General features: G+C 65.9%; 14 protein-coding genes and 1 tRNA gene. 7 read left to right on the forward strand and 8 right to left on the reverse strand.

Going from position 1 to position 13,220, the window contains the following annotated elements; all coding sequences use genetic code 11:
* Positions 1-14: 14 nt before the first annotated feature.
* Positions 15-722, forward strand: a complete 708-nt coding sequence (locus CXR02_RS04175) for a mechanosensitive ion channel family protein (protein WP_104060848.1) — start codon at positions 15-17, stop codon at positions 720-722.
* Between the two features lie 4 nt (positions 723-726).
* Positions 727-1,179: a globin gene (locus CXR02_RS04180; RefSeq protein ID WP_104060849.1), complete on the forward strand. Its 453-nt coding sequence runs from the start codon at positions 727-729 to the stop codon at positions 1,177-1,179.
* Between the two features lie 52 nt (positions 1,180-1,231).
* Here CXR02_RS04180 and CXR02_RS04185 read toward each other — a convergent pair whose 3' ends face one another.
* Complete coding sequence (locus CXR02_RS04185; RefSeq protein WP_104060850.1) at positions 1,232-1,888, reverse strand: hypothetical protein; 657 nt, start codon at positions 1,886-1,888, stop codon at positions 1,232-1,234.
* A 63-nt stretch (positions 1,889-1,951) separates the two neighbouring features.
* On the opposite strand from CXR02_RS04185, the gene CXR02_RS04190 reads away from it, so the two are divergent.
* Positions 1,952-2,890 (forward strand): acyl-CoA thioesterase II, encoded by a 939-nt coding sequence (locus CXR02_RS04190; RefSeq protein WP_104060851.1) that lies wholly within the window; start codon positions 1,952-1,954, stop codon positions 2,888-2,890.
* Between the two features lie 119 nt (positions 2,891-3,009).
* Here the strand turns inward: CXR02_RS04190 and ettA are convergent, their stop codons facing one another.
* The 3 genes from ettA to CXR02_RS04205 all read right to left on the reverse strand — a co-directional run bounded on the left by ettA (position 3,010) and on the right by CXR02_RS04205 (position 5,986).
* A complete protein-coding gene (ettA, locus tag CXR02_RS04195) occupies positions 3,010-4,692 on the reverse strand; it encodes an energy-dependent translational throttle protein EttA (RefSeq protein WP_056340620.1) in 1,683 nt (560 codons plus the stop codon).
* 46 nt (positions 4,693-4,738) lie between these two features.
* Positions 4,739-5,296 carry a hypothetical protein gene (locus CXR02_RS22775; protein ID WP_258060759.1) on the reverse strand — a complete coding sequence of 186 codons (558 nt, stop codon included), beginning with the start codon at positions 5,294-5,296 and terminating at the stop codon, positions 4,739-4,741.
* Between the two features lie 108 nt (positions 5,297-5,404).
* Entirely contained in the window at positions 5,405-5,986 is a 582-nt protein-coding gene (locus tag CXR02_RS04205; protein WP_181037116.1) for a single-stranded DNA-binding protein, read from the reverse strand.
* A 213-nt stretch (positions 5,987-6,199) separates the two neighbouring features.
* On the opposite strand from CXR02_RS04205, the gene CXR02_RS04210 reads away from it, so the two are divergent.
* Positions 6,200-6,272 (forward strand) — tRNA-Arg (locus tag CXR02_RS04210).
* A gap of 114 nt (positions 6,273-6,386) precedes the next feature.
* On the opposite strand, the gene CXR02_RS04215 is transcribed toward CXR02_RS04210, so the two are convergent.
* The 3 genes from CXR02_RS04215 to CXR02_RS04225 are packed head-to-tail and all read right to left on the reverse strand — an operon-like array spanning position 6,387 to position 9,624.
* On the reverse strand, positions 6,387-7,244 hold the full coding sequence (locus CXR02_RS04215) for a sugar phosphate isomerase/epimerase (RefSeq protein WP_104060853.1): 858 nt from the start codon (positions 7,242-7,244) through the stop codon (positions 6,387-6,389).
* On the reverse strand, positions 7,241-8,455 hold the full coding sequence (locus CXR02_RS04220; protein ID WP_104060854.1) for a dihydrodipicolinate synthase family protein: 1,215 nt from the start codon (positions 8,453-8,455) through the stop codon (positions 7,241-7,243). The genes CXR02_RS04215 and CXR02_RS04220 overlap by 4 nt, the downstream gene beginning before the upstream one ends.
* On the reverse strand, positions 8,455-9,624 hold the full coding sequence (locus CXR02_RS04225) for a Gfo/Idh/MocA family protein (protein ID WP_104060855.1): 1,170 nt from the start codon (positions 9,622-9,624) through the stop codon (positions 8,455-8,457). Before CXR02_RS04225 ends, CXR02_RS04220 begins: the two co-directional genes overlap by 1 nt.
* Positions 9,625-9,802: 178 nt before the next feature.
* Here CXR02_RS04225 and CXR02_RS04230 point away from each other — a divergent pair, with 178 nt between their 5' ends.
* Together CXR02_RS04230 and CXR02_RS04235 are read left to right on the forward strand one after the other, a co-directional pair.
* A complete protein-coding gene (locus CXR02_RS04230) occupies positions 9,803-10,891 on the forward strand; it encodes a LacI family DNA-binding transcriptional regulator (protein WP_104060856.1) in 1,089 nt (362 codons plus the stop codon).
* 5 nt (positions 10,892-10,896) lie between these two features.
* Positions 10,897-11,532 carry a GNAT family N-acetyltransferase gene (locus tag CXR02_RS04235; protein WP_104060857.1) on the forward strand — a complete coding sequence of 212 codons (636 nt, stop codon included), beginning with the start codon at positions 10,897-10,899 and terminating at the stop codon, positions 11,530-11,532.
* Here CXR02_RS04235 and map read toward each other — a convergent pair.
* Entirely contained in the window at positions 11,519-12,286 is a 768-nt protein-coding gene (gene map, locus CXR02_RS04240) for a type I methionyl aminopeptidase (protein WP_104060858.1), read from the reverse strand. The genes CXR02_RS04235 and map overlap by 14 nt on opposite strands.
* Before the next feature lie 150 nt (positions 12,287-12,436).
* Here map and CXR02_RS04245 point away from each other — a divergent pair, with 150 nt between their 5' ends.
* Positions 12,437-13,213, forward strand: coding sequence for a DNA alkylation repair protein (locus CXR02_RS04245; protein ID WP_104060859.1), 777 nt, complete (start codon positions 12,437-12,439; stop codon positions 13,211-13,213).
* Positions 13,214-13,220 lie beyond the last annotated feature (7 nt).

A 13,220-nucleotide genomic window follows, 5' to 3' on the forward strand; every position in this document is an offset into this window, starting at 1 on the left:
GGAGTTTTACCTCTATGTTCAGCACGATGTCGATTACACCACCGCCCCTCACCTCGCAGCCCGACGGCGTCAGCATCACGGGCATCGCGGTCAGCCTTGGCGTCGGAATCGCCGTGTGGCTGGTGGCTACGTTCGTGATTTCACGGATCACCAAGCGCGTGGCTGCGGGAACCAATTTCTTCAAGAAACCGCATTTCAAGTGGGTCGCCCCGGCGCTGCGGGCACTGGACCATGATCGCCGCGTGCAGCGGGCGGAGACCATCGGTTCCCTGCTCAACAGCATCGTGGGCGTGCTGGTGGCCGTGATCACCATCATGTACGTGCTGCAGAACCTGGACATCAACATCGCACCGCTGCTGACCAGCGTCGGCATCTTGGGTATCGCCATCGGTTTTGGCGCCCAGCAGCTGATCCGGGACTTCCTCGCCGGGATCTTCATCACCATCGAGGACCAGTACGGGATCGGCGACGTCATCGAAACCAGCGAAGTAGTGGGTGTGGTCGAGTCCATGGGGCTGCGCATCACCCGGGTCCGCTCGGAGGACGGCGCCATCTGGTACCTCCGCAACGGCGAGATCCTTCGCGTCGGCAACCGTTCCCAGGGCAACTACGTGCCGGTGCCGGACTTGCCGGTCGAGGACTCGCCGGTGGCCGGGCAGGACACTGCCCTGAGTGCGCCCGCCACCGAGGCGAAAAAGACCGAGCAAAAGGCCGGAGAATAGAGACATGACCATTCCCGCCGAGCCGCAGCAGCCACGCCAGCTCATGCAGAACGATCCCTTCAGCCAGCCCGGCTACACGGAGAACTTCTACGATGCCGTGGGCGGACACGAGACGTTCGTCAAGCTGATCGATGTCTTTTACGACGGCGTGGCCACGGACCCGCTGTTGCGCCCGATGTACCCGGAGGAGGACCTCGAACCGGCCAAACGGCGGTTCCTGATGTTCCTGGAGCAGTACTGGGGCGGCCCCACCACGTACGGAGAGGAACGCGGCCACCCTCGCCTGCGGATGCGCCACATACCGTTCCGGGTCACGCCGGAGGCCAAGGACCGTTGGCTGTTCCACATGCGGACCGCTGTCGATGCCCTGGAACTGCCACCCTTGTACGAGGGAACGCTCTGGGACTACATGGAACGCGCCGCGCTGTCCATGGTGAACAGCCCGTCGGAGGCCTGACGCGGCCTTCGGGCTTAGCGTATGGGCGCGTACGACGGCGGCTGGCCGGGTTTTAGAGGCCGCTGCCGGTGCGTGCCAGGACGTGGCCGCGTGGACCACTGAGACGGAACCAACGGCCCGCCCGGTACAGCTTCTGGTCCGCGTCTGCGAGGAATCCCAGGGTGAGGGCCGCGAAGGCGGCTCCTGCGGGAAGTCCGGAGTCATCAAGGGCCCGGCCCCACACAGCGGCGCGTGCGTTGTTGACGATCAGCGCCCCCGGCTGGGCGGGCATGATGCCCGCCACTTCGGTGATGCCGGCTTCGGCCGCGCGCCGGAGTTCGGCATCCGACAACGCACCCACCAGCTCCCAGCCGGTGCGCGGTGCGCCGACGCCTGTCCACGATTCGGTAACGGTGGACGGCGGAACCGGCAGCTCGACGTCGTCCTCCCCTGCCCTGGCAAGCCGGTCAAGGACGGCTGAGAGCGGCACCGTCACGTCAATCGCGGAAGGTTCCGCCAGCGCCATGGTGCGCAGGCCCAGGATGGTGGGGGTGGATTCGCCTAGCAGGCGGGGCCGCAGAATGCACACGTAGGCCGCGAGAACGGAACCTGCGGCCTGAAGCCGGATGGCGCCGTCGTCGACCGTCTTGGCACGGGTGGTGAATGTTCGCAGATCGGCGAGATCACGTGGATCGGCGAACCGGAAGGACTTCGTAAGTAGGTCAGACACATTAAGAACACTACCGGCTGAAGCTTGGTTGAGCAGCGGCAGGGCGACGTCTAGAGTCGAACCATGACTGACGCGTACATCGGCCTTGACGAAGAGGCCGCCATCGATGACCCCATGGATACCCTGATCGGACTGCTCGATCTGGGCAGCCTGGACGGCGCCCGGACGGATGAAGACATTTTTCTCGGGCCCTCCCAGAGGCAGCCACGGCACCGTGTCTTCGGCGGCCAGGTGCTGGCCCAGTCAATGATGGCCGGCATGAGGACCGTGGAGCCGGACCGTGTGGCCCACTCGATGCACGGCTACTTCCTCCGGGCCGGCGACGCCAACAAGCCCATCACTTTCGGGGTGGAGCGGCTGCGCGACGGCCGCTCGTTTTCGGCCCGCCGTGTCCACGCATACCAGGACGGGGTCCCGATCCTGTCAATGATCGCCTCGTTCCAGCACGAGGACGACGGCCTGGACCACCAGTCCACCATGCCGGCAGGCATACCGGATCCGGAGTCGCTGCCCAGCACGGCCGATCTACTCGCCCGCTATGACCACCCCATGGCCCGCCATATGTCGTCCGAACGGCCCTTCGACGTGCGGCACATCGACCCCGCCCTGTACGTCTCGGCCCCCGAGGAGAAAGTGGCCACGAACGCCGTGTGGATGAAGACCATTGGTGCGCTGCCCGATGACCCCAATCTGCACCGGGCGGCACTGGCCTACGCCAGCGACTACACACTGCTGGAACCCATCCTGCGCAAGCACGGCCTTTCCTGGATGACTCCGGGCATGAGCGTGGCCAGCCTGGACCACGCCATGTGGTGGCACCGTCCCGTCAGGGTTGATGACTGGCTGCTGTATGTGCAGGAATCGCCGAGCGCCCAGGGCGCACGCGGGCTGGCCACGGGCAAGATCTTCGACCGCAGCGGCGTGCACGTAGCCACGGTGGCGCAGGAGGGCATGCTGCGGGTGCCCGAAGCACTGCAGAGCAGGAACACTGCGCAGGTCTGAGTCGTCGGTCCCTCAGCAAGGCATCCACTGATGCAGAAAACCCCGCCCGGAAATATTTCCGAGCGGGGTTTTCCTGTGCTGACCGGGTTGCCTGCTGACTGGCTGCCGGCGGGCGACTGTTAGTCGCGGGTGAGGCGGCGGTGCGTCACGCGGTGCGGCTTGGCCGCATCGGGTCCGAGCCGCTCTACCTTGTTCTCCTCGTAGGATTCGAAGTTGCCCTCAAACCAGTACCACTTGGCGGGGTTTTCCTCGTCGCCTTCGTAGGCCAGGATGTGCGTGGCCACACGGTCCAGGAACCAGCGGTCGTGCGATACCACCACGGCACAGCCGGGGAACTCAAGCAGCGCGTTTTCAAGGCTGCTGAGGGTCTCGACGTCGAGGTCGTTAGTGGGTTCGTCAAGGAGCAGCAGGTTACCGCCCTGCTTGAGGGTCAGCGCAAGGTTGAGGCGGTTGCGCTCACCACCGGAGAGCACCCCGGCCTTCTTCTGCTGGTCCGGGCCCTTGAAGCCGAAAGCGGCAACGTAGGCGCGGGATGGCATTTCGACCTGGCCGACCTGGATGTAATCCAGGCCGTCGGAAACAACTTCCCACAGGGTTTTTGTCGGGTCGATGCCGCCGCGGCTCTGGTCCGCGTAGGAGATCTTGACCGAATCGCCGATCTTCAGCTCGCCGCCGTCGAGCGGCTCCAGGCCGATGATGGTTTTGAACAGTGTGGACTTGCCCACGCCGTTGGGGCCGATGACGCCGACGATGCCGTTGCGGGGAAGCGTGAAGGACAGGCCGTCGATCAGGGTGCGGTCGTCGAAGCCCTTCTGCAGGTTCCTGGCTTCCAGGACCAGCCCGCCCAGGCGCGGGCCCGGCGGGATCTGGATCTCTTCGAAGTCAAGCTTGCGGGTGCGGTCGGCCTCGGCTGCCATCTCCTCGTAGCGGGCCAGACGGGCCTTGGACTTGGTCTGGCGGCCCTTGGCGTTGGAGCGTACCCACTCGAGTTCCTCGGTGAGGCGCTTGGCCTGCTTGGCGTCCTTTTTGCCCTGGACTTCCAGGCGGGCACGTTTCTTCTCCAGGTACGTGGAGTAGTTGCCTTCGTAGGGGTACAGGTGGCCGCGGTCAACCTCTGCGATCCATTCCGCGACGTGGTCAAGGAAGTACCGGTCGTGGGTGACGGCCAGGACTGCGCCGGCGTAGCTGGAAAGGTGCTGTTCCAGCCACAGCACGCTCTCGGCGTCCAGGTGGTTGGTGGGCTCGTCCAGGAGCAGGAGGTCGGGCTTCTGCAGCAGGAGCTTGCATAGGGCCACGCGGCGGCGCTCACCGCCGGAGAGCAGTGTCACGTCGGCGTCCGCGGGCGGGCAGCGGAGGGCGTCCATGGCCTGCTCGAGCTGGGAGTCGAGATCCCAGGCCTCAGCAGCGTCAATGGCTTCCTGCAGCTGACCCATTTCTTCAAGAAGGACGTCGAAGTCAGCGTCGGGGCTGGCCATTTCCTCGGAGATCTCGTTGAAGCGCTGGATCTTGCCGTAGATCTCGCCAACGCCTTCCTGGACGTTGCCCAGGACAGTCTTTTCCTCGTTCAGTGGCGGTTCCTGCAACAGGATCCCCACGGTGTAGCCGGGGCTGAGCCGGGCCTCACCGTTGGAGGGGATGTCCAGTCCGGCCATGATCTTCAGGATGGTGGACTTACCGGCACCGTTCGGGCCAACAACACCGATTTTGGCGCCCGGGAAGAACGACATGCTTACGTTGTCAAGAATGAGTTTTTCGCCAACTGCCTTGCGGGCATTGGTCATTGTGTAGATAAATTCCGCCATGGTTCCAAATCTAGTGGGTTGGCGGCCTTAACTCACATTCGAGGCGTCAGGCAGCCGCTCCCACGAAACACCTGCCGCTGGCCAGGACCGGCAGAACGATAACGGTGACCTTGCCGTCGCGGACCTGTCCCACCACGCAGTCGGTGCCCTGCAACACAGCGGCCTCAATGGCATCAGCCTCCAGCCCGGTAGGCGTCCGGCTCGCCGACACTTCAACGGCCGCAGGGGGAATCCCGGCGCCGGTCAGGGCATCGGTCACCTGGGCTGTGGCTGGCTTTGGTGTCCCGGCCGCCAGCCTGCCCAGCGCATCCGTTACTGTCTGTTTCATGACCGCGGTGGCCGGATACTCCGCCGGGGGCGTGGCGGCCGGCTGGGTGGAGCCCGTGGTTGCCATCCCCGAGGAGGTTGCCACTTCGCCGGGCGTGGCAGCGCCCGTGCCGGTCGCCGTTGGGGAGCCGCCGGTGCAGGCCGCAAGCGCAAGAACCATCAGGAGGCTTCCGGCGAGCGCCGCGGGCGCCCGACCCGCAGCTGGCCCAAACCGACGGGAACGGGTGGCCCGGCTGGTGATGGGGGTTGCCTGCCGGGTGTCCGTCGCGCGATTCATGCCGCCATTCTGCCACGCGGCCAAGCCTGGGACGGAACGGTGCCGGCGCGGGCGGACTGCCGGCCCCGGGCCCGCCAGCGTCCCGTGCGGTATCCAGCGCCAGCACTTTCAGGCGGTGGCTCCGGCGAGCTCGCCTGTTTCAGCGTCCACCGGAATGCGGTTGCCGTCTGCATCCTCGTGGAAGACTCCCAACGCTGCAGCGTCATCGTCCGTGTGCTCCCCTTCTTCCGGGTCTCCGCCGTCGTCGTCAGGATCAGCGGGGCCGACGCCGCCGCCTTCCGCTGACGCCTCCTGCCCTGCCGCGCCGTTGTCTGAGACGAGGTGCAGTCCGGTATCGCTGGTACGGATGTAGTTGGCCGAACCACGCTTGAGGTCGTGACCCACGGAATCCGCATCGATTTCGGCCGAATGGTAGACCCGGCCGTCTTTCTCCCAGCTGCGCAGCTTGAGCCGGCCAACGACGATGACGCACTGGCCTTTTTTGATGCTGCAGGCCATGTTCCCGGCAAGCTGACGGTAGCCCTGGACGTTGAACCAGTTGGTGTGGCTGTCCACCCAGGTACTGGTGGCACGGTCAAAACGCCGCGCCGTTGAACCGAGGCGGAACGAGGCGGTGCCAACGCCGCCCGGAGTTGTGGAGGTCTTGATATCCGTGGCAACGAAGCCCCGGAATGTTTGGTAGTCAGTCATCATCTTGTCCTGTCTCGAAAGGTAGCGCCTTAGCGGCAGAACCAGCTTCGCGCGGACAGCACCGGGTCGCGAGAGACAAGTTCGCGTATGTGCACAACCCTTCCCGAAACTGCCTTGTTGAGGAGAAGTACCGGCAGCGCGCCCAGGTGACGCTGCCGCACGCGGGGCCATGTAAACTTTTGATGCGCCGGATCTCTGGTCGTGGCGCCACGTGCCCCAGTAGCTCAGGGGATAGAGCAGCGGCCTTCTAATCCGCCGGTCGGGGGTTCGATTCCCTCCTGGGGCACAAGTTGTTGAGCCAGCACCTCCGTTACGGATGCGCCGGTCAGCGAAGAACACCCCCGGTCTTCAGACCGGGGGTGTTCTTCGCTGTGTGAGTGTTGCGAACCTGCGGTGTGAATCAGGCGTAAGGCAGGACGAGTTCCGCGTAGCGGGCCTTGACGGTTTCCATGACAGCGTCTCCGTCGGCGTCCCAGATCTCCTGGTTGAAGATTTCAACTTCTATGTCCCCGGTGTACCCGGCGTCCCTGACCCAGGTGCTGATGGTGGCGAAGTCTATGACGCCGTCGCCCATAAAGCCCCGGGACAGCAGCGGATCGGCCGCTATGGGCATGTTGAAGTCACACACCTGGTAGGAGGCGATGCGCCCTTCCCTGCCGGCGCGTTCGATCTGCGCCTTCAGCTCCGGGTCCCACCAGACGTGAAACGTGTCGACGGCGACGCCCACGGCCTGCGCATCAAACGGGGTTGCAAGATCCAGGGCCTGGCCCAGGGTCGAAATGACGGCGCGGTCCGCTGCGTACATCGGGTGCAGCGGTTCCAGCACCAGCCGGATGCCCTGCTCCGAGGCGAACGGGACAAGATCGGCAAGGCGGTCGGCAACGCGCTGGCGCGCGGCCACCACATCCTTCTCCCCCGGAGCCAGCCCGCCGACCACCAGGAAGAGTTCCCTGGTGTCCAGCGCAGCGGCTTCGAGGACGGCCGCGCGGTTGTCCGCCAGGGCGGCGGCCTGGCCATCGGCGTCGGGCGCTGTCAGGAAGCCGCCGCGGCACAGGGAGGAGACCCGGAGGCCGGCGTCCTTGATCAGCTTCGCGGCCTTGTCCAGCCCCGCTTCTTCAACCCGGTCGCGCCACGGGGCGATCGCGGGGATTCCGGCGCGGACACAGCCATCAACCACTTCGGCAAGCGTCAGCTTCTTGGTAGTGGCGCTGTTCAGGGAAAGCCGTGAAAAAGGGGACGGTGCTGAATTAGATGTCATACTCCCACTCCGTTGATGCGCAGGTAGTCGGACATCCGGAAGGCGGCGAGCGCCGGGTCCTTCAGCAGCCCTGCCTGGTCGGCCAGCTCGAACGTTTTGGCCAGGTGCACCACGGAGCGGCCGGAGTGCAGGCCGCCCACCATCTGGAAGCCGGGCTGCCTGCCGTTGAGCCAGGACATAAAGGCGATCCCGGTCTTGTAGTAGAACGTGGGGGCACTGAAGATGTGCTTGCCGAGCTCGCGGGTGGAGTCCAGGATGGCGCGCGCTTCCTCAGCCTTGCCGGCGTCGTACTTCTGCAGCGCAACCGATGCGGCAGGGTAGATCGCAGCGAAGATGCCCAGCAGCGCGTCCGAGTGGTGGCTGCCGTCGCCGTCGATCAGTTCCGGGTAGTTGAAGTCGTCGCCGGTGTAGAGGCGGACGCCTTCCGGAAGGGCAGCGCGCAGGGCAACCTCATGCGAAGCATCCAGTAGGGACACCTTCACGCCGTCCACTTTGTCCGCGTGTCCGCGGATCAGGGACAGGAACGTCTCGGTCGCGGCAGCGACGTCGTCCGAACCCCAGTATCCGGCCAGCGCGGGATCGAACATGGTCCCGAGCCAGTGCAGGATGACGGGCTGGTCCACTTCCTGCAGCAGCGTCGAGTAGACGTCCAGGTAGTCGTCCGGACCGTTGGCCACGCGGGCCAGCGCCCGGGACGCCATCAGGATGATCTTGGGTCCGGCTTCACTGACGACGCTGATCTGCTCGCGGTACGCGTCCAGGACGGCTGCAAGACCTACGTTGCCCGTTGGAAGTGTGGCGAGGTCCAGCTGGTCGGTGCCGGCACCGCAGGAGACGAGGTCGCGCACAGTCTTGCCGGCCGTAGCGGGGCCACCGGCAGCGACCACCGAAGCGGCTTCCACACCGGTGCGCTTGATGAGCTGCTGGGTTGCGGCCCAGTCCAGGCCCATACCGCGCTGGGCGGTGTCCATGGCGTCGGCGACACCAAGCCCGTAGGACCAGAGTTCGTGCCGGTACGCCAGGGTGGCGTCCCAGTCGAGGCTGGCCGGGGCACCTGGCGTGTTGTCCGCCAGGACCTCGGGAATGACGTGGGCGGCGGCGTAGGCACGCCGCGACGTGAGCGGGGCGGTGGGGCGGGCCCACGACACGCCGCCCTGGAGGCGGTACTCGCGGGTGCCGCCGTCGTGGGTGGGAAGAATCAGGGAAGTCATCAGAGCGTGATCTCCGGGATGTCGATGGTGCGGCGTTCGTCGTTGGACTGCAGGCCAAGCTCGGCGAGCTGGACGCCGCGGGCAGCGGACAGCAGGCCGAAGCGGTGCTCGCGGCCGGCTACGACATCGCGCAGGAACTCTTCCCACTGCTGCTTGAAGCCGTTATCCAGGTCGGCGTTGGCAGGGACTTCCTGCCACTGGCTGCGGAAGGATTCCGTGACGGGCAGGTCCGGGTTCCAGACGGGCTTGGGGGTGTGCGCACGCTGCTGGGCCACGCACTTGTTGAGTCCGGCAACGGCCGAACCGTGCGTGCCGTCGATCTGGAATTCCACAAGCTCGTCGCGGTAGACGCGGACAGCCCAGGAGGAGTTGATCTGGCCGATGACCGGCTCGCCCGCCGGCGTTTCGAGTTCGAAGATGCCGTAGGAGGCGTCGTCGGCCGTGGCCTTGTACTCCTTGCCTGCCTCGTCCCAGCGGGCCGGGATGTGGGTGGACGTCTTGGCGTTGACGCTCTTGACCTTGCCGATGATGCCTTCGAGGACGTAGTTCCAGTGGCAGAACATGTCCGTGGTCATGCCGCCGCCGTCTTCCTTGCGGTAGTTCCAGGACGGTCGTTGCGCTGCCTGGACGTCGCCTTCGAAGACCCAGTAGCCGAATTCGCCGCGGATGGAGAGGATCCGGCCGAAGAAGCCTTCGTCCACCAGGCGGCGGAGCTTGACCAGGCCGGGGAGGTACAGCTTGTCGTGCACAACACCGGCGGTGACGCCGGCTTCCTTGCCGATCCGGGCCAGCTCGATGGCTTCTTCGAGCGATTCGGCTGTGGGCTTCTCCGTGAAGATGTGCTTGCCTGCCAGCATGGCCTTCTTCAGGGTGGCGGCACGGAGGCTGGTCATGGACGCATCAAAGATGATGTCCACCGAAGGATCGTTGATCACGGAATCCAGGTCCGTGGTCCATTCGGCCACCTTGTGGAGCTCGGCGAGCTCGCGGATCTTGGCTTCATTGCGGCCCACCAGGATCGGCTCCACCTGGACCTTGGTGCCGTCCTCCAGGGTAAAGCCCCCAGCGTCGCGGATGGGAAGGATGGAACGCAGCAGGTGCTGGCGGTAACCCATCCGGCCGGTGATGCCATTCATGGCGATACGGATCGTCTTTGTTTCGAAGCCCATGTGTCCTCCACGGTGAGTGAGCAGTGTTACTCAAACTGAACTGGGAAAGCGCATTCCCACTGCATCCATCATGCACCGTGCCCCTTCTGGTTGGCAAGCGCTTTCCCAAAGTATCCTCAAACTGCCATACTGAAAGCTGCGCTAACGGCGCTGAAAGTCTGTACGAACGGGAGAAGTTGTGGCTGCAAGTACCCTCACCGAGGTGGCCCGGCTGGCGGGCGTTTCGCCGGCCACCGCCTCCCGCGTGCTGAACGGCTCCGCCCGGATACCCGGCAAGGATATTGCGGACCGGGTGCGCCAGGCCGCCGAATCCCTCGGCTACATTCCCAACGCCCAGGCGCAGGGGCTGGCCAAGTCCAGCTCGGGGCTGATCGGGCTGATTGTGCATGACATTGCCGATCCGTACTTCGCAGCCATTGCCCGCGGCGTCCAGGATGCCGCGAGGGAACAGCACAAGATGGTGCTGCTGGCCACCACCGAGGGCGCTCCGGACAGTGAGAAGGAGGCCGTGGCTGCCTTCGCCGCACGCCGCGCAGATTCCATCGTGATCGCAGGATCACGGACCTCCCGCACCGAGGACCTGGAAGGCAACACCGAACTCGCTGCGGAACTGGACCGATACTGCCGCAACGGCGGCCACGTGGGCGTGATCGGCCACGGGATTGTGGGGGCCGCGACAGCGGACGGCTACCACGTGGTGAGTGTGCCCAATGAGGAGCTGGCCGCGCAGCTCGCAACTGAGCTGGCCGCGTCGCGGGAAGAAGACTTCGTGATCGTCGGCGGCCCGGAAGGGCTGTTCACCTCCGACGACCGGATCCGTGGGTTCCAGCGCGGCCTCGCCAGCGCCGGCCTGCCTGCCGCGGACGTCATCCGCACGGACTTCACCCGTGCGGGCGGCTTCGAGGCCGGCCTCGCCCTGGCTGCACGGATCACAGCGTCCCAACCCGGGACCGCGACAAAACGTCTCTGCATCTTTGCCGTCAACGATGTTATGGCCATCGGGGCCGCCGCCGCGCTGCGCTCCCAGGGACTGCGGATCCCGCGCGACGCCGCCGTTGCCGGTTTCGACGATATTGAGACTCTGCGCGATTTCCGGCCGGCCCTCTCCACGGTGCACCTTCCCCTGGAGGAGATCGGACGGCAGGCCGCCGGCAGCGCAGCCGGCCCGTCCGCCGACGATGCCGGATCGCCCCCGATAACCGGCCAGGTCATACTCCGGCGCAGCACCGAAGTGGCACACCCGAGCAGCGCCGAGTCGGTGGCCTGACCAGCATGACTGACGGGCCCGTCCCCGGCCTGACGACGGCCGCGGCGCAGTGGAACGGCGTCGAGCGCTTGTTCAGCCGCCCCGGCGAACCATCCCGCTGCTGGTGCCGCTTCTTTGCCCTCACCGGTCCGGAGTACTCCGCGCTGGGGCCGGCCGCCCGGAAGGCACAGTTGAAGGAAAAGTTCGACGGCGGCTCCCCCGCCCCCGGCGTCCTCGCCTTCGTCGACGGTCAGCCCGTGGGCTGGTGCGCCGTGGAGCCACGGACCTGTTATCCCCGAGTGCTTCGCTCCCGCGTGCTTCGGCAAGCGAAGGAAGCAGGGCCGCCCGATTCCGAAACAGCACCACCGGATGCGTCCGGCGGGGTGTGGTCAGTGACCTGCTTTGTGGTCGCCGCCGGCCACCGCCGGAGCGGTGTGGCAGCCGCGCTGCTGCGCGCCGCCGTCGAGCATGCCCGGCTCAATGGTGCCGACGTTGTGGAAGGCTACCCGGTGGACCGCGAGCAGCGGCCCAAAGCGGGACCCGCAGACCTTTACCACGGCACGCTGAACCTCTTCCTGCGCGCCGGGTTCACCGTGGTCAGCAGCGCCGTCCCAGGGCGGGCCGTGGTGCGCCTGAGCCTCACCGGACCTAAGGGAGCGTAAGGATCAGGGGGCCATCGGCAGTGATGGCCACTGTGTGTTCGCTGTGGGCAGCCCGGCGGCCGTTGGCGGAACGCAGCGTCCATCCGTCGTCGTCCTGGTAGTAGTCGTCCTTGCGGCCCAGGATCAGCATGGGCTCGATGGCGATGACCAGCCCCTCGGTGAGCTTGATCCCCCGTCCCGGCCTGCCGTCGTTGGGCACCGGCGGTTCGGCGTGCATGGTGCGGCCGATCCCGTGGCCGCCGTGGTCAGCCAGCAGACCATAGCCCGCCCGCCGCGCGGCGCCGCCGATCGCGTAGGCAAGATCGCCCATCTTGTTGCCGATCCGGGCTGCCTCGATCCCACGGGCCAAGGCGGCATCCGTGGCATCAATGAGGGTCTGGTCCACAGGATCGGTTGTTCCCACAATGAAACTGACGGCCGCATCGCCGCACCAGCCTTCCAGGAATGCCCCGCAATCCACGCTGAGCAGGTCACCGTCCTGGAGTTTGTAACCGTCGGGGATTCCGTGGACCACGGCGTCGTTCACACTTGTGCAGATCACGCCGGGAAACGGAACTGCGGCCCAGCGCGGGTGGTAGTCCAGGAAGGCCGGTGTGGCTCCCGCCGTGGCAATCGTCTCGGCGGCCAGCGCATCGAGGTCACGCAGGGTGACACCCACTCCGGCGGCCTCACGCACCGCCGCCAGCGTATTGGCCACCACCCGCCCGGCTTCGCGCATGAGGACAATCTGCTCGGGAGTCTTGATCATGGACATACAGGGAACCTCCGACGTCGGGTGGCACGTTTCAGGGGAACGTGCAGTTTGTCTGGTCCCACTGTAGAGCCGTCCCGCTGAGGATGGACCCGCCGACATCCACGCCGCCGGCACCTCGCTAAAGTTGCACCATGGACCGAATGTCGCCGAATGTCGCCGAATGACGAATCGCTGGACACGGAGGCAACGGTCACGGAAGCTCCGGCCACGGAGACTCCGAACCGCGAGTTGCTGGATGCCGTGCGCGCGGCGCTGCGGGAGCGGACGGACCCGGTGCGGGCCACTGGCGCGCAAGCGTATATGAAGTCCACTCTGCCGTCACTGGGCGTCAGAGTCCCGGAAGTCAGGCGGCTGACGCTGGCCGCTGCTTCCGTCCATCCCGTTACGTCGGCGGGCCAGTTGCGGGCAACGGTGCTGGAACTCTGGCGCGGCTCCACAGTACGCGAGGAACGCTATGCGGCCATTGACCTGACAAGCCTCCGGTTGGTGGCCCGTGACCAACTGATGCTCCCTGTCTATGAGGAGATCATCCGCACCGGCGCGTGGTGGGATTTCGTGGATGGGGTGTCGCATCGTATCGGCGGGCTTCTTCAGGCCCACCGGCCCATGATGACCGAACTCCTGCTGGCCTGGAGTACAGACCAGGACTTCTGGATCAGGCGGTCGGCCATCACCTCGCAGTTGAAGGCCAAGGCCAGCACGGATCAGGACCTGCTGCGGGCTGTCATTGAGCCGAACCTGGCGGACCCGGAGTTTTTCATCCGGAAGGCCATTGGCTGGGCGCTTCGTGAATACGCCAAAACGGACCCGGAGTGGGTACACGGTTTCGTGTTGGAAAAGGGCACGCGGTTGAGTCCGCTGTCCCGGAAGGAAGCCTTGCGGCACCTGGAACAGGGCACGACGGCGGGAATCACCGGCGCCGGATAACCGCGCC

The organism is Arthrobacter sp. 4R501 (assembly GCF_002929755.1).
Lineage (GTDB): Bacteria > Actinomycetota > Actinomycetes > Actinomycetales > Micrococcaceae > Arthrobacter.